General features: G+C 66.7%; 14 protein-coding genes. All 14 read right to left on the reverse strand.

All coding sequences use genetic code 11. The annotated features are described in order from the left end of the window. Window positions 1-168: 168 nt before the first annotated feature. The 14 genes from CUREI_RS07685 to CUREI_RS07750 all read right to left on the reverse strand — a co-directional run bounded on the left by CUREI_RS07685 (window position 169) and on the right by CUREI_RS07750 (window position 15,204). Window positions 169-1,197, reverse strand: coding sequence for a DivIVA domain-containing protein (locus CUREI_RS07685; RefSeq protein ID WP_038612337.1), 1,029 nt, complete (start codon window positions 1,195-1,197; stop codon window positions 169-171). Window positions 1,198-1,323: 126 nt separating this feature from the next. Beyond that, window positions 1,324-1,635, reverse strand: a complete 312-nt coding sequence (locus tag CUREI_RS07690) for a YggT family protein (RefSeq protein ID WP_038612340.1) — start codon at window positions 1,633-1,635, stop codon at window positions 1,324-1,326. Window positions 1,636-1,653: 18 nt separating this feature from the next. Next, window positions 1,654-2,184, reverse strand: a complete 531-nt coding sequence (locus CUREI_RS07695) for a cell division protein SepF (RefSeq protein WP_038612343.1) — start codon at window positions 2,182-2,184, stop codon at window positions 1,654-1,656. A gap of 49 nt (window positions 2,185-2,233) precedes the next feature. Then, entirely contained in the window at window positions 2,234-2,944 is a 711-nt protein-coding gene (locus CUREI_RS07700; RefSeq protein ID WP_038612347.1) for a YggS family pyridoxal phosphate-dependent enzyme, read from the reverse strand. Further along, window positions 2,937-3,662: a peptidoglycan editing factor PgeF gene (gene pgeF / locus CUREI_RS07705; RefSeq protein WP_038612350.1), complete on the reverse strand. Its 726-nt coding sequence runs from the start codon at window positions 3,660-3,662 to the stop codon at window positions 2,937-2,939. The genes CUREI_RS07700 and pgeF overlap by 8 nt, the downstream gene beginning before the upstream one ends. A gap of 14 nt (window positions 3,663-3,676) precedes the next feature. Next, on the reverse strand, window positions 3,677-4,870 hold the full coding sequence (ftsZ, locus tag CUREI_RS07710) for a cell division protein FtsZ (RefSeq protein WP_038614228.1): 1,194 nt from the start codon (window positions 4,868-4,870) through the stop codon (window positions 3,677-3,679). A gap of 133 nt (window positions 4,871-5,003) precedes the next feature. Next, window positions 5,004-5,651, reverse strand: coding sequence for a cell division protein FtsQ/DivIB (locus tag CUREI_RS07715; RefSeq protein ID WP_038612353.1), 648 nt, complete (start codon window positions 5,649-5,651; stop codon window positions 5,004-5,006). Then, window positions 5,652-7,073 (reverse strand): UDP-N-acetylmuramate--L-alanine ligase, encoded by a 1,422-nt coding sequence (gene murC, locus CUREI_RS07720; RefSeq protein WP_038612356.1) that lies wholly within the window; start codon window positions 7,071-7,073, stop codon window positions 5,652-5,654. After that, window positions 7,070-8,152, reverse strand: coding sequence for a UDP-N-acetylglucosamine--N-acetylmuramyl-(pentapeptide) pyrophosphoryl-undecaprenol N-acetylglucosamine transferase (locus CUREI_RS07725; RefSeq protein ID WP_038612360.1), 1,083 nt, complete (start codon window positions 8,150-8,152; stop codon window positions 7,070-7,072). The genes murC and CUREI_RS07725 overlap by 4 nt, the downstream gene beginning before the upstream one ends. A gap of 7 nt (window positions 8,153-8,159) precedes the next feature. After that, window positions 8,160-9,584 carry an FtsW/RodA/SpoVE family cell cycle protein gene (locus CUREI_RS07730; RefSeq protein WP_084768248.1) on the reverse strand — a complete coding sequence of 475 codons (1,425 nt, stop codon included), beginning with the start codon at window positions 9,582-9,584 and terminating at the stop codon, window positions 8,160-8,162. 62 nt (window positions 9,585-9,646) lie between these two features. Continuing rightward, the gene (murD, locus tag CUREI_RS07735; protein ID WP_038612363.1) at window positions 9,647-11,050 is read right to left on the reverse strand and encodes a UDP-N-acetylmuramoyl-L-alanine--D-glutamate ligase; all 1,404 of its coding nucleotides are present in this window, start codon (window positions 11,048-11,050) and stop codon (window positions 9,647-9,649) included. Then, window positions 11,047-12,153 (reverse strand): phospho-N-acetylmuramoyl-pentapeptide-transferase, encoded by a 1,107-nt coding sequence (gene mraY, locus CUREI_RS07740; RefSeq protein ID WP_038612365.1) that lies wholly within the window; start codon window positions 12,151-12,153, stop codon window positions 11,047-11,049. The genes murD and mraY overlap by 4 nt, the downstream gene beginning before the upstream one ends. A gap of 37 nt (window positions 12,154-12,190) precedes the next feature. Next, window positions 12,191-13,711: a UDP-N-acetylmuramoyl-tripeptide--D-alanyl-D-alanine ligase gene (locus CUREI_RS07745; protein ID WP_038612368.1), complete on the reverse strand. Its 1,521-nt coding sequence runs from the start codon at window positions 13,709-13,711 to the stop codon at window positions 12,191-12,193. Further along, window positions 13,708-15,204, reverse strand: coding sequence for a UDP-N-acetylmuramoyl-L-alanyl-D-glutamate--2,6-diaminopimelate ligase (locus CUREI_RS07750; protein WP_038612371.1), 1,497 nt, complete (start codon window positions 15,202-15,204; stop codon window positions 13,708-13,710). Before CUREI_RS07750 ends, CUREI_RS07745 begins: the two co-directional genes overlap by 4 nt. Between the last annotated feature and the right edge of the window lie 13 nt (window positions 15,205-15,217).

Consider the following 15,217-nt stretch of genomic DNA (forward strand, 5'->3'; position numbering starts at 1 on the left):
ACTTCATTGCGGTGAAGGAAGTGTCGTCTTCCGTATGCGACGTCCGGGTCTAATGAGCGCAGTGGCCGTTCTTCCGGAAACGCTCCCCGGTGATGGCCGGATCAACGCGTGTTACGAGTAACGCCCAGCATCGTACAACGATGCTGGGCGTTTGTGAAGAACGAGGTGTTACTTCTCGTTCGGTGCGGTGGTGGTGCGCGCCTCGAGCTCCTCAAGCTGGGACTCCAGCATGGTCTTCAGGCGGGTGCGGTACTCGCGCTCAAAGGTCCGTAGCTCCGCAATGCGGTTCTCCAGCGCGGTCTGCTGCTGCTTCACCGTGTTCATGATCTCGGTGTGCTTGCGCTCGGCCTCGGACTTCAGCTTGTTGGCCTGCTCCTCCGCTTGGCGGATCTGTGCCTCGGCGCGGGAGTTGGCGTCGTTCGTGGTCTCTTCGGCCTTCTTCTGCGCGTCAGTCACGAGCTGCTTGGAGCGGGTCTCCGCCTCCTGGAGCTGCGAGCGGGAGCGGGTGTCAGCGTCGTCAAGCACCTGCTTCGCCTTGGCCTTCGCCTCCTGGATCTCACGATCCGCGGTTTCACGGGCCTCGGACACCAAGGTGGATGCTTCGCGCTCTGCCTCGGAGGTCAGGCGGTCCGCCATCTCCTGCGCCATGCCAAGCACCTTGGCAGCCTGCATGTGGCTCTGGCCCTGAGAGTCGGACTCAGCACCGGTGCCGGCCGCATCCTGTGAGGCTGCCGCCTTGGAGGTTGCGCGGGCGTCGGTGTCCTTCACGCGCTGGCTGGAGCCCGCAGCGGCGCGATCCGCCTCTGCCTGCTGCCGGTCGCGGGCGGCCTTCTTCTTCTCGTTGTCCAGCTCGGTGCGAGCGGTTCGCAGGTCACGCTCCAGCTTTTCGTTGTCGCGCTTGAGCGAGTTGAGCTCCTCGTCGAACTTGGTGCGAAGCTCAGCCTCGATCTTGGAGCGCAGAGCGCTCTCGTCGACATCGGAACGGGTAACAGCAGGGGCCTGCGACGTTGCTGCAGCTGCGCCACCAGAAGCCTCTTCCGCACGGGCACGAAGCTCGTCGTTCTCGTCCTGCAGCTGTGCGAGGGTGTCCTCCACGAGGTCGAGGAACTGGTCCACCTCGTCTTCGTTGTAACCCCGCTTGCCAATCGGCGGCTTGCTGAAAGCGACATTGTGCACGTCTGCTGGTGTCAGCGGCATTTGCGTTCCCTTCGATAATCGTGTGAATACTCGCTCGCGCGAAGCGTTATCTGCTGAATTGTAACCGTTTCGTTCGACGAGTGTAGTCCAACCTGCCCGGAAGGCCGGGGTAACGCTCAAATACAGCTATCGCAGTGCGGGGTTGATCATCGTCGCCCCGATGAGCATCTGCACCACCGCGAGCGCGAAGAACAGCACAATCACGCTGACGTCGAGACCCACCCCGCTGCCGCCCAACCGCAGAGGCGGAATAAGTTTGCGCAGGGCGTTCACGGGAGGATCCGTCACCCTGAGGACAGGCTCGACCACCATGATGAACCAGTGCGGCGGGTCAAATTGCTTGGAAAACGCCTCCACCATCTCGACGATGATGCGCACGATCACCAGCAGTGAGTACAGCCCCACTAGGGCGTAGAGAATTGCTCCGAAAAGTGCCACGCCACATCACCCTAGCGGCTACCGCAAGCCGGCAGCACGCATCAAGTCATCCTTGTCCAGTTTCGCGTTCTCCGGGACGATTGCAAAGACCCGCTTGCGGGTCTCCGCCCCGCGGGAGAGGTTGTGCATGTTGCCGCGCAGGGCGAAGCACAGGCCGGCGGCAAAGTCGACGATGCGTTTGGCGTCGGCGGCGTCTAGGTCGGTTAGGTCCATCACCACGGCATCGCCGTCGCGGAACGGCTCGCCGATCTCTTTGGCGTCGTTGTAGTTGCGCGGAGCGGCGGTGACAATGTGGGTGGTTGAGCGGTAGCTGGGGCGCACGGGTTCACGCACAGAGTCGTGGCGCTCGCCGATGGGTGCGCGCTCGACGCGGGAGGGACGCTCTGGGCGCTCAGCGCGCTCGAGGCGCTCGGTGCGGTCGTAGGCGGTGGAGCCGGCAGCCGCACCCGCGCCTGGGTGGTACTGCGGGTCGTCGTAGTACGCGTCGTCCTCGCCGTTGTCGACGGGGCCGAGGCCGAAAAAGTCTTTGGCGCTGTCAAAGAAGGACATGCAGGGGGCTCCTTTTACGCAGGCATGCTCGTGGGCGGTGAAGTGGAGTTCAGCGTACGGGCCGGGGGCCGAGGAGGGCTGTTCCGACACGCACGATATCCGATCCGCAGGCGATGGCCTCGCGGAAATCACCGCTCATACCTGCGGAAAGACGTAAGCCCCGTCCAAGCTGAGTGGCGTAAGCGTCGGTGAGCGCGCGGGCCTGGGCAAACACCTCACGGGGCTCCGAGTCGAGCGGCGGGACCACCATGAAACCGGCCAGTTCCAGGTGGCGGGCCCCCTCCACGACGTCCACGATCGCCGGGACGTCCTCGGGAGTTGCGCCTCCGCGTGCCGCGTCGCCGTCGTATGACAGCTGCACCATGCACGGGAGTATCTCTGTGGTGCGGTCGCCGCGCTCGAGCGCGAGGCCCATCCCGCGCTCCAATCCGTTGGCCAGCGTCACCGAATCCAGCGAGTGCACCTCCGCCGCCCAGCGGGCTACCGCGTTGGCCTTCTTGGTCTGGATCTGCCCGATCATGGCAATGCCGCAGCGGCCCGCAAGGTGCGATGCCTTGTCGCGCGCCTCCTGCTCGCGGTTCTCCCCCACGAGGTTGAACCCGTGCTTCGCGAGCTCGACGATGCGCTCGACGGGGTGAAACTTTGTCACTGGGAGCAGCCCGACGCTGCCTTCCGCTCGACCAGACGCCCGCTCGGCATCGTGGATAGCGTGGCGGACGTCAGCGATGTTCTGTTCAAGGGTGTGGGAAAGATCAGGCATGGGGCATCCAAATAACTCCGGCTTGGCGTCCGGTGACGCCGTCTCGGCGGTGGGAGAAGAAATCGTGGTCGGTGATTGTGTCGCGCGGATCTGCGTCGATGTGGGTAACGCCCAGGCTCAGCAGCTGGCGCACCAAGCCTGCGCGCACGTCGATACCGGCGGTGCCCCGCGTCGTTATCGTGCGGGAGCCGGGCAAATGCTTCTCGACGTCCGCGGCCATGTCCTCCGGAACCTCGTAGGACGCACCCGCGGCGGCAGGGCCCAAGAGCACCTGGATCTGGGAGGGCTGGGCACCCAAGTCCACCATTGCCTGCACTGTGTTTTTCACAATGCCGTTGCGCGCGCCCATCCGCCCGGCATGGGCCGCCCCGATCACGCCGGCGGTGTGGTCCGACAGCAGCACCGGGGTGCAGTCGGCCACCAGCACGCACAGCGCGAGGTCTTTTTCACGCGTCACCAGGGCATCAGTGGCTTCCACGGGGACGGCCGAAGGCGCGTCGACACGCGTGACTGTGTTGGTGTGCAGTTGCTCCATCCACACGAAGCGGTCGGTGGGCAACCCGAGGATGCCAGCCAAGCGCGAGCGGTTCGCGGCGACGTCCTCCGGGTTGTCGCCGACGTGCGTGCCCAGGTTGAAGGAGTCGTAGGGAGCAGCGGAAACCCCGCCCGCACGGGAGGTGAACACCATGCGGACGGGGCGGGTGGAAAGATCTGGCATGCCAGCCAGCTTAACTAGCGCATGAAGTCCGGCACATCCACATCGTCGAAACCGCCGTCGAAACCGCCGTCAAAGCCACCGTCGCGGCGCTCGCGCGCGTCGCGGTCCCTGTCACGGTCGGTGAACAGGCCGCCGCGGGGGGCCTCGTAGCGGTGGCGTGCCTGGTACTCATCCTTGGCGGGCTCCGCTTCCACAACTCGGGAAGAGGCCTGCTCGCGCTGCGGTGCCTCGTGCTCCGCGGGCTCGGCCGGGCGGGCGTTGGCCTTCTCGTCGAAGCCGGTGGCGATGATGGTCACGCGAACCTCGTCGCCCAGGTTGTCGTCGATGATGGTGCCGAAGATGATGTTGGCGTCCTCGTCCGCCTTCTCTTCCACGATGGATGCGGCATTGTTGACCTCCATCAGGCCCAGGTCGGAACCGCCGGCCACCGAAATGAGCACGCCCTTCGCGCCCTCCATGGTGGTCTCCAACAGCGGGGAGTTGATGGCCTGCTCGGTTGCCGTCATCACCCGGTTCTCGCCGCGGGCAGAGCCGACGCCCATGAGCGCGGAACCAGCGTCCGCCATGACGGAGCGCACGTCGGCGAAGTCCACGTTGATCATGCCCGGGATGGTGATGAGGTTGGTGATGCCCTGGACACCGTTGTAGAGCACCTCATCCGCGGCGCGGAAGGCTTCCATCATGGAAAGCTCGGCCTCGCCGAGCTGCAGCAGGCGGTCGTTCGGGATGACGATGACGGTGTCGCAGACTTCCTTGAGGTTCTCAATGCCCTCCAGCGCTTGGCGGGTGCGGCGTTTGCCCTCGAAGGTGAACGGGCGGGTCACCACACCGATGGTCAGCGCGCCCATTTTCTTGGCGATGCCAGCCACGACAGGAGCCGCACCGGTGCCCGTGCCGCCGCCCTCGCCGGCGGTGACGAACACCATGTCGGACCCCTTCAGGGATTCCTCGATTTCCTGCTTGTGGTCTTCGGCAGACGTCCGCCCAACCTCGGGGTTCGCACCCGCACCGAGACCGCGGGTGGCCTCGCGTCCGATGTCGAGCTTGGTGTCGGCATCGGTAAACAGCAGCGCCTGGGAGTCGGTGTTGATGGCAACAAACTCGACGCCCTTCAGGCCTTCCTCGATCATGCGGTTGACGGCGTTGACGCCGCCGCCGCCGACTCCGACGACGCGGATCATGGCGAGGTAGTTGGCGGGAGAGGTCATGGTGGTGGTCTCGCCTTTCACAAGTTGGTTCTGACAGTTGCTGTCCATCTTGTGCGAAAGCGTGCCGGAATTTGTTTTCTAGGTCGGCGTGTCACAACCCTAAACCTTTACTTTAGGGTTGTGACCTGCGCGTTTAGCGCGAGGTGACCAGTTCCGGGTTGGAAATGTTGAATGTTTGTCCCGGCAACTGCAGCACGGTTTCGAGCGCGAGCGCCTTGTTCCGGTCGTCCTCCGCCGCGCCCCAGACCACTGTGCGGTCTCCATCGAGTTTCAGCACGAAGCTGTGGTTTCCTTCAGTGGTCAGTTCGCGGACCTGCGGGCGCGCTGCATCAGTGATCGAGGACGCCACCTCGACCGCGTCGCGCATCTGATCCTCGGCGACACCCACGAGCTGCACCGCGCCCACCGGGGGCTGCGCCACAACGAAGTCCTCGCCCTCGCTGTTGATCAAATGCGGCTCGCCATCTTGGTCAATCCACGCCACGGGGGTGTGCTCAACGACCGTGACGTCCACCGCGTTGGGCCACTGCCGTTTCACGGTGGCCGATTCCACCCAGGGGTTGCCGGCTACGCGGTGCGCGGCACCGCGCACGTCCACCCGCCCCATCGGGGTGCCCACCTCGATGCCTGAGAGCGACTCGACCTCCGCAGGGGGCAGGTTCACGGAGCCTTCAACGTTGACCGCGTCCACCGGCATCGCGGGGGTAAACGGCAGCGCCGCCACGACAGCCGCGACGACCGCGACGCAACCAATGAGGATGGCAATGGCGCGGCGCGACATTTACGCCTCCTGCAGGGCGTCGAGGATCTCGTCGGCAAGCAAGGTCACGCTGCCCGCGCCCATCGTGAGCACGAGGTCGCCGGGCTTCGCCACCGACGCCACGGTGGCCGGCGCTGCGGAGAAGTCCGGTTCCAACCGCACCGGAACCGTCATCTGCTCGGCGATAATGCGGGAGGTCACCCCCTCCACCGGCGTTTCGCGGGCCCCGTAGATGTCCAGCAGAATGCACTCGTCGCTTAGCGACAGCGCTGCGGCGAACTCGGATGCGAACTCACGGGTGCGTGAGTACAGGTGCGGCTGGAAGCACACGATTACCCGGCCGCCCTCGCCTTCGGCTACGACCTTGTCGCGCGCGGCGGTGAGCACCGCGTCGACCTCTGTGGGGTGGTGCGCGTAGTCGTCGTAGACACGGACCCCGTCGACGTCGCCTTTGAATTCAAAGCGGCGGCGCACGCCGGTGAATTCGGACAGCCCTTGGGCCAGCTTGGCCGGGTCCGCACCCACGAGCGTGCCCGCCAGCAGGGCGGCGGCGGAGTTGAGCACCATGTGACGGCCCGGAATAGCCATGGTGTACATCACGTCGCCGGAGACGCGCTCGGTGCGAAGCTCCACCTCGATCACGGCGTGCTCGCCCTCCTGACGCTCGCCGGTGACCACCGCGCCCGCGGGTATGCGGGGGTGGCGCGCGGCGGCCTCGGCGGTGCCGTACCCGGAGACGGTCAGCCCTCGCTCCATGGCGCGCTCACCGCACTGCGCGGCGTTGTCGTCGTCCAAGCACACCACGACGTGCTTGGCGAGGTCGGCGAAGTCGTCGAAAACCTGGAAGTACTTCTCCCTCGTGCCGTAGAAATCGAGGTGATCGGGCTCGATGTTGGTGATCACGGCGACATCCGGGGAGTAGCGCAGAAGCGACGCATCGGACTCGTCGGCTTCTGCGACAAACACCTCCCCGTGTCCGTGGTGGGCATTAGTGCCGGCCCGGTTGAGCTGGCCGCCGATGGCGAATGAGGGATCCTCCCCCGCAGCCTGCAACGCCACCACCGCCATCGAAGTGGTGGACGTCTTACCGTGCGTGCCGGCGAGCAGAAGCTGCGTCGAGCCTTCCATCAGCTCCGCGAGCAGGTCGGAGCGGCGCAGGAGCGGGATGCCCTCGCGCTTGGCGCGCACGAGCTCCGGGTTGTCCTGCGGGATGGCGGCGAAGCTCGTCACCACAGCGGTGGGCAGCTGACCTGACAGCTCCAGGTTGGCCTCGTCGTGGCCGAGCGCAATCGTCGCACCCTTGGCTTTGAGGGCGCGCACAGGGCGGGAATCCTTCGCGTCGGAGCCGGTCACGGTCGCACCGCGGTCGAGCAAGATGTGCGCGACACCGGACATGCCGGCGCCGCCGATGCCAATGAGGTGGACGCGGGAGAGATCGGTCATGTTCTTTCCTTTCCAGCTGCAGCTGCAACACGCCCGGCAAGGTCCTCGGCCACGCTGCCCGCGCCCGAGTCCTGCAGCGCCGAGCGCATCACCGCGCGGGCCTCCGGGTCGCGCAGCGGCAGCAGCTTCTCGACGAGCGCTTCGCCGCTCAACGCCGCGTCGTCGATGCGCAGCGCAGCCCCAGTGGCCACGAGGTGGGCGGAGTTCAATCCTTGTTCCCCGTTGCCGTGCGGCAAGGGGACGTAGATGGCGGGCAGGCCCGCAGCGGAGTTCTCCGCCACAGTCATCGCGCCGGAGCGGCACACCACCACGTCCGCGACGGCGTAGGCCGCCTCCATATCGTCGATGTAGGGCACGGCGGTGTAATGCTCGTGTGTGGCGGGCGCGTCGTTCTTCCGGCCGTACGCGTGCACGATCTGGTAGCCCGCGGCGGTGAGGGGCTCTACCGCGTCGGCGATCGCGGAGTTGATACTCACGGCGCCCTGCGAGCCGCCGGTGACCAAGATGGTGGGCCGCTGCGGGTCAAGTCCCCATACGCGCAGTCCGCGCTCGCGCTTTGCGCCGTCCGGGTCCACGCCCACGCCCGGGCGGACGGGCACCCCGACAACGTCGCCCGCCATGCCGGAGTTCGCCACTGCGTTGAAGCCCGTTCCTCCGAGCTTGACGCCGAGCTTGTTGGCCATGCCAGCCAGCGCGTTGGTTTCCAGTACGAAGAAGGGCAGTCCGAGCGACTTGGCCGCGAGGTAGGCGGGCGCGGAGACGTATCCGCCCGTGCCGAACACAGCGTCGGCCCCGGCGAGCTGCATGGCCTGCCGGGCCTGGCGCACGGCTCGGTTCAGTTTGAATGGCACCGCTGCCAGCTTCCACGGCTGCTTGCGCGGGATCGGCACTGGGTCGATGAGTGCGAGCTCGAACCCGCGGGCAGGCACGATGGTGGTCTCCAACCCGCGCTCGGTGCCCAAGGCCACAACGTTGGCCCCGTAGGCGTCGCGAAGCACCTCTGCCACGGCCAGCGCGGGTTCGATGTGGCCCGCGGTGCCGCCGCCTGCGACGACGACGCTGAAATTCTCGGTAGTCATTGCTCTCCTAGTGTCGCGGCGTGGGTCTGTGCGGCTGACCATGGTAGCCACGCGCCGACTGCGTCACCGGGGTGCCGTAGCGCTTCCGGCGGGGCGCGGGGGTGGCGGCTGGGTGCCGCTGCTTCGGCGCCCGCGGCTCCCCGATGCACAGGATGCGGTCGAACATGGGGCGGCCGTAGTTCTGCATGGACGACACGGCGTCCGGCTCGTGGCGTGCGACCGACGCCAGCACGCCCATCGCGCCGAGGGTGAACACCGCCGAGGAGCCGCCGGCAGACAGCATCGGGAGCTGGATGCCGGTGACCGGAAGGAGCCCGATGACGTACGCCATGTTGATGAAGGCCTGGGACACGACCGTCGCGGTCAGCGACGCGGCCATGAGGGTCTGGTACTGCGTCTGCGCACGGCGCGCCGTGCGCATGCCGAAGTAGCCCAGAAGCGCGAAGAGGAGGATCACCAGGGCACCACCCCACAGGCCCAGCTCTTCCCCGATGACGGCGAAGATGAAGTCGTTGCGCGCCTCCGGCAGGTAGAACCATTTGGCGCGGGATTGGCCGAGGCCCACGCCGAAGATGTGCCCGTCCGCCAGCGATAAGAAACCCTGGTGGGATTGGAAGGCGACGCCCTTGGCGTCGTCGAAATGGCCATGCAGGGCGTCGAAGTACACGTGGAAGCGGTCCGAGCGGAAGCTGCCGGACAAAAAGATCGCCACAAGCGCGATGAAGCCGGAGGCGATTACCACGCCGACGGCTTTCAGGGACACGCCCGCAAACAGGAGGATGAAGGCGACCACGACGGCAAGCGACAAGGCCATGCCCATGTCCCCCTGCATGGCGATCAGCGTGACGCACACGAGGGAAACCATAATGAATGCGGCGAAGCCGTTGTCTGCCTTGAGCAGCCGCCGCGGATCCTTGTTGGCCAAAATTTTCGCGCCCCACATGGCGATTGCGACGCGAGCGAACTCGGAGGGCTGCAGGCGTATCGGGCCGGCGACGAGCCAGGATTGCGATCCCACCTCTTCGCGGCCTGTGCCCAGCGGGGTGAGCACGGCAACCAGCAAGACGACGGCCGCAACCATCAGCCAGTTGGACAGGTTGCGCAGTCGCTCGGGCGGAGTTTGCAACGCGGCCCAGAAGGCGCCGAGCCCCAGAAAGACCATGAAGCACTGGCGAGCGGCCTGCGCCCACACACTGGCGCTGGCGGCGAATGAGGTGGCCATGGACGAGCTCATCACCATTACCACGCCGAGACCGGCGAGGAACAGCACGATGCTGCGGATCATCGTGTAGTCGATCAGCGGGCGGGCATCGAGCGCGCTCCGGATGCGCCTGACAGCTGCGCTGAGCTTCGACTCTGGAGCGGGCGCCGCTTGCGTGCGCGGCGCGCCCGGCCGTTGTGCGCGTGCCCGTTGTGCGCGTGGAACCGTCATGCTGCCCTTTCGATCCGGAGCGTCGATTGCATCCGCGAGAATATCTCAACCTCTAGTTGAGCTTACTTGTTGTCCGGGTTCCAGTGTCGCATCGCGGCTGCGGCAAACGCGTCGCCACGCGCCGACATACCGGAAAACATGTCAAGGCTGGCGGCGGCCGGTGCGAGCAGCACCGTGTCACCAGATCGCGCCTGGGTAGCCGCCCACGCCACGACCTCGTCCATTGCCTTGTCCGGGTCACTTGCATCGGAGACGAACACCGGCACGCCCGGGGCGTACTGCTCGACGGCGGCGCGGATGAGCTCGCGATCCGACCCCAGAAGCGCAACCGCACGGAGCTGTCCTGCGTGGTCCTTCACCACGTCGTCGACGGATGCCCCCTTGAGCTGACCTCCCGCCACCCACACCACGGGGCCAGCCCCTGTCAGCGCGGAATCGGCGGCATGCGGGTTGGTTGCCTTGGAATTGTCCACCCAGTCAACACCGCAAGCGGAGTGCACGACTGAGCCCCGGTGCCCCTCAACCTGGTAGGCATCCAGTGCCCGCTGGATGTGCTCGGGGGTCGCCCCCTGCGTCAGCGCCACCGCGGTAGCCGCGAGCGCATCGAGCACCCCCGCCGCACCCGCGGGCTCAATGCCGTCTGCGCTGGCGATGTCTACCGTCGTCCCGTCCAGCTTGGCGACGATGCGTCCGCCCGAAACGCCGACCTGACCATTCTCGGGTTCGGACAGCGTAAACCCGATGATGTCGGTGCGTCCGGTCTCTGCGGCGAGGCGGGCGACCTCCGCGTCGTCGATGCCCACCACCGCAACCGATGCCTTGAGCACCTTCGCCTTTGCCGCGGCGTATTCGGCGAAGCTTCCGTGCCAGTCGATGTGGTCGGCGGCGAGATTGAGCAGCACGCCGGCGTCGGGCATGAGGGCGCTCGACCAGTGCAGCTGGAAACTCGACAGTTCCGCCACCAGCACATCCAGCCGCTCCGGCGAGAGCATCGCCTCCCCCACCGCGACTCCGATATTGCCGCACGCGCCTGCGCGCAGCCCCGTGTCCCTGCTGGCTTCATCCATCATCTGCGCCAACATGCCGGTCGTGGTGGTCTTGCCGTTCGTACCGGTAACCACCAGCCAGGTGCGCGGCGGGCCGAACACGGCCGCGCGGTCGAGTCGGAAGCACAGCTCCACGTCGCCGATGACTTCGATGCCGGCCGCCATCGCGTCGACAAGCAAGGGCGCGTCCGGGCGCCACCCTGGGGACGTGACGACGAGGCCCACCTGGCCGAAGCGCGCGCGGGCCTCGTCGCCCGTGCAGGTGTCATAGCCGTTGGCTGCGGCGTTACCGCGGCGCTCAGCACTGTCATCGACCACCGTGAACCGGACCCCGGCGCGCTGCAGCAGCTGCGCGGCGCCAAGGCCGGACACACCGGCGCCGGCAACGAGCGTGTACTCGGGGAGGATCGGGGCCGTCATAGGTTTGCCCCGTTCTGGGACAGCCATTCACCGTAGAAGACGGCCAGGCCCAGCATGACCGCCATCGCGGAGATAATCCAGAACCTGACAACCACCGCGGTCTCCGGCCAGCCGCCGTTTTCAAAGTGGTGGTGGAACGGCGCCATGCGGAACACGCGCTTACCGGTGGACTTGAACGACGCCACCTGGATGACCACGGACGCGGCCTCGAGGACGAACAGCGCGCCGATGATGACCATGAGCAACTCGGTGCGCGAGCCCACGGACAAACCGGCGACCAAGCCGCCAAGGGCGAGCGAGCCGGTGTCGCCCATGAAGATCTTCGCCGGGGCGGCGTTCCACCACAGGAAGCCGACGCAGGCGCCGAAGCCGGACGCGGCCAAGATAGCCAGGTCGAGCGGGTCGCGAACGTTGTAGCAGCCGGTGGTAGCCACGGCGTCGCAGGAGTTGCGGAACTGCCAGAACGTGATGCCCACGTACGCCGCCATCACCAGCGCGGTAGTGCCGGCGGCCAGGCCGTCCAACCCGTCGGTGAGGTTCACGGCGTTGGACCACGCCGCGAGCAGGATGTAGATGAAGATCAGGAAGAAGATCGTGCCGATCACCCCGCCGCCGAGGGTGAGGTTCATCGTTTCGATGTCGCGCACGAAGCTCAAGAACTGCGAGCCCGGGGTCAGCCCGTTTTCGTCCGGGAAGCGGAGAATCAAGATGCCGAAGACGAGCGCGATAGCTAGTTGCGCCACGAGCTTGGCGGTCTTGTTCAGGCCCAAGTTGCGGTGCATGAACAGCTTGATGCCGTCGTCGGCGAACCCGACGAGGCCGAGCGACAGCGTGAGAAACAGCACGATCAAGCCGGTCGCGGTGAATGCTGTGTGACCGGTCAGCAACGCTGCGAGGCTACCGCCCAGGTACCCCAAGGTGATGCCAGCAAGGATGGCCAGACCGCCCATCGTGGGGGTGCCGCGCTTGCGCGCGTGCGAGGCCGGGCCGTCTTCACGGATCTCCTGCCCCATGGCCCTGCGGTTGAAGTACCGAATAAGCGTGGGGGTGAGAAAGATCGAAACCAGGAAGCTAATAATCCCGGCGCAGATAACTTGAACCATGGGTATGCGTGCCTTGCTATGTTCTCTTGTCGCGTGTCTACCTAAGCGTATGCCCCTGCAGGAGCGCTTCCGCCACCACCCACAGCCGGGCAGCGTTGGAGGCTTTGACCAGCACGACATCGCGGTCTGCGCGCTCGTGCCAGTTGTCCTCGCCCGGCGGCGGGGAGGACAGCAGCGCACCGACGGCTTGTGCGGCAGCCTCGGTGTCCGAGACGGTGGTGGCGTTAATGCCGTTTGCGACGGCGCGCTCGTGCAGCGCTGCCATCGATGCTGAGTCCCCGACAGCCACGAGGTGGGTCACCCGGTAGCGGGCCAGCTCGTCGGCAAGCAACGCGTGCTGCTCCACCGCGTCCGGGCCCAGCTCGCCCATCTCTCCCAGCACCGCTACCGAGCGAACTCCCGGCCGGGCCGCGGCGGTGTACCCCAGGGCTGCGATCGCGGCGCGCATAGATTCCGGGTTGGCGTTGTAGGCGTCGTTGATCACGGTCACGCCGTCCGCCCGGGTGTTGACGTCCATACGGTTGACCGAGACGGAGTGCGCGCTGGAGAGCGCCTTCGCGACAGTGACCTCGTCCACGCCCAGCTCCACGCCGACCGCCGCCGCAGCGAGGGCGTTGCCGACCTGGTGGGCGCCGAAGACGCCGAGCTCCACACGTTGCGGGGACCCGTTCGGGGTGTGCATGGTAAACGACGCGCGAGCGACGGCGTCGAGCTCTACGTCGGTGGCGTAATAGTCAGCTTTCGTGTTGCCGGTCTCGGAGAACGTGACCACCCGGGCTGCCGTGCGCGGCGCCATTCCGGCCACCAAATCGTCGTCGGCGTTGAGGACCGCGACGCCATCTGCCGGCAGCGCTTCGACGAGCTCGCCCTTCGCGATGGCAATGTTTTCCCGCGAGCCGAACTCCCCGATGTGGGCGGAGCCAACATTGAGCACCACACCGATCTTCGGCGGCGCAATGGTGGCTAGGTGCGCGATGTGGCCGATGCCGCGGGCCGACATCTCCGCAACCAGAAAATCGGTGTCCTCGGTGCAGCGCAGCACGGTGTACGGGTGACCAATCTCGTTGTTGAAGCTGCCGGGAGGCGCAACCGTCTCACCCGCGCGCGACAGCACCGCCGCGATCAAGTCCTTCGTGGACGTTTTTCCCGCCGAACCGGTCACGCCGACGATGGTCAGCCCGTGTTCGTCGCTGAGCTCACGCGCGACCGCGGCCGCGAGCTTGGACATGCCGTCGACCACGCCCGCGGCTGAGCCGTCGGGGTCGTTGGCGGCCAAGTCCGAGTTGTCGCCTTCGCGGGGCGGGAGCTTCTCGACGATCACCGCAGGGCTTCCCACCTCCTTCGTAGTGAGCGCCGCGACGGCACCTGCCTGTGCGGCCTTGTCCACGTAATCGTGCCCGTCCACGCGGGCGCCCGGGAATGCGACGAACAAGCCCCCGGGACCGATCTTGCGGGAATCGAACTCGACGAACCCAGTGACGCGCGCGTCCGGATCCGCTTCCGGGCTCAGACGCCCCCCGGTGATTTCAGCAATGCGTGCCAGCGTCATGTCAATCATGCTTGCGCTTCCTTTTCCTGTATCGCCCTGCGCATTTCTTCCCGGTCGTCGAAGTGCAGCTTCTGCGTGCCCACAAGCTGACCCACTTCGTGGCCCTTGCCCACCACAATCACTGCGTCGCCAGGCTGGGCCCAGGCGACAAGGGCGTCAATCGCCTCCCCGCGCGGGCCGACCTCGACGATCTCGGCGTCGGTGCCGGCGCCGCGGGCGCCCTCGAGAACCGCCGCGCGAATGGCGGCCGGGTCCTCCGTGCGCGGGTTGTCGTCGGTCACAACCACAAAGTCTGCGCCGCGCGCGGCCTCCGCCCCCATCAGCGGTCGCTTCGAGGAGTCACGGTCCCCGCCGGCGCCGACAGCGACGCCGACGCGACCGCTCACCTGGCCACGCAGGGTGGCCAGCACCGCGCCGACGGCTGCCGGCTTGTGGGCGTAGTCCACGACGGCGACAAAGGGCTGGCCTTCGTCGATACGCTCCATGCGCCCCGGCACCGCTGCCCGCTCCAGCCCGCTGAGGAACGCGTCCACATCGACGCCGGCGGTTGTTGCCACTGCGGCTGCGAGCGCGGCGTTGGCGACGTTGAATGCGCCCGGCATGGGCAGCGTGAACTCGTGGCTGCCGTCGGCGTTGAGCCTGACGCGCTGCGACCCCTGGTCGCGGACGCTAACGAGATCAGCAGTGACGTCCGCGGCGCGGGTGGTGGCGACGGTGACCGGGTTGTCAGCAAGCGCCGCCATGCGCGTGCCCCATTCGTCGTCGATGCAGATGACGCTGCGCTTGCCGCGCAGGTCGCTTGCCGGGTCGAAGAAGAGCGCCTTGGCCTGGAAGTAGTCCTCCATGGTCGGGTGGAAATCCAGGTGGTCCTGAGACAGATTGGTAAATGCGGCGATATCGAAGTCGGACCCCGTCACGCGCCCGAGCATGAGCGCGTGGGAGGAGACCTCCATCACCACATGCGTGACCCCCTCGTCGCGCATCTGCCCAAACAGCCTCTGCAGCATCGGCGCCTCAGGCGTGGTCAGCTCAGTCGCGACATCGCGGCCCATGATCCGCGTGCCCGTAGTGCCGATCAACCCCACCTTGCAACCGGCTGCGGTGAGGCCCTTTTCCAGCATGTAGGTGGTCGTGGTCTTGCCGGAGGTGCCTGTGACCCCCAGCAACGTGAAGCTTCTCGACGGGTGCCCGTACACCTCGGCCGCGACATGGCCCAAAATCGCCCGCACATCCTCGACGACCAGCACCGGCCGGCGATCCGCCGTCTGCTGGATGATGGCCAGGCCGGCTTCGTCGGTCAGGATGGCGCCCGCCGCGGAATCGAACGCGTAGGTTGCGCCGTGCACGCGCGTGCCCGGCAGGGCAGCGAACAACCCGCCAGGCTCGACGTTGGCGGAGTCGAGGCCGACGAACGTCACCGGCATGGTCGCGCTCGGAGGGTTGACAATGCGCGCGTCTGCAATGCGCGCGAGGTCCTGCAGCGTGGTGGTTGGGGTTGTCATCCTGTCTTCCTCC

It is taken from the genome of Corynebacterium ureicelerivorans, assembly GCF_000747315.1.
GTDB lineage: Bacteria > Actinomycetota > Actinomycetes > Mycobacteriales > Mycobacteriaceae > Corynebacterium > Corynebacterium mucifaciens.

Bases quoted from the DNA above. Each gene is read 5' to 3' on its own strand.
- CUREI_RS07685 (WP_038612337.1), bottom strand. From the start codon at position 1,197: ATGCCGCTGACACCAGCAGACGTGCACAATGTCGCTTTCAGCAAGCCG.
- CUREI_RS07695 (WP_038612343.1), bottom strand. From the start codon at position 2,184: ATGTCCTTCTTTGACAGCGCCAAAGACTTTTTCGGCCTCGGCCCCGTC.
- CUREI_RS07700 (WP_038612347.1), bottom strand. From the start codon at position 2,944: ATGCCTGATCTTTCCCACACCCTTGAACAGAACATCGCTGACGTCCGC.
- pgeF (WP_038612350.1), bottom strand. From the start codon at position 3,662: ATGCCAGATCTTTCCACCCGCCCCGTCCGCATGGTGTTCACCTCCCGT.
- ftsZ (WP_038614228.1), bottom strand. From the start codon at position 4,870: ATGACCTCTCCCGCCAACTACCTCGCCATGATCCGCGTCGTCGGAGTC.
- CUREI_RS07715 (WP_038612353.1), bottom strand. From the start codon at position 5,651: ATGTCGCGCCGCGCCATTGCCATCCTCATTGGTTGCGTCGCGGTCGTC.
- murC (WP_038612356.1), bottom strand. From the start codon at position 7,073: ATGACCGATCTCTCCCGCGTCCACCTCATTGGCATCGGCGGCGCCGGC.
- CUREI_RS07725 (WP_038612360.1), bottom strand. From the start codon at position 8,152: ATGACTACCGAGAATTTCAGCGTCGTCGTCGCAGGCGGCGGCACCGCG.
- CUREI_RS07730 (WP_084768248.1), bottom strand. From the start codon at position 9,584: ATGACGGTTCCACGCGCACAACGGGCACGCGCACAACGGCCGGGCGCG.
- murD (WP_038612363.1), bottom strand. From the start codon at position 11,050: ATGACGGCCCCGATCCTCCCCGAGTACACGCTCGTTGCCGGCGCCGGT.
- mraY (WP_038612365.1), bottom strand. From the start codon at position 12,153: ATGGTTCAAGTTATCTGCGCCGGGATTATTAGCTTCCTGGTTTCGATC.
- CUREI_RS07745 (WP_038612368.1), bottom strand. From the start codon at position 13,711: ATGATTGACATGACGCTGGCACGCATTGCTGAAATCACCGGGGGGCGT.
- CUREI_RS07750 (WP_038612371.1), bottom strand. From the start codon at position 15,204: ATGACAACCCCAACCACCACGCTGCAGGACCTCGCGCGCATTGCAGAC.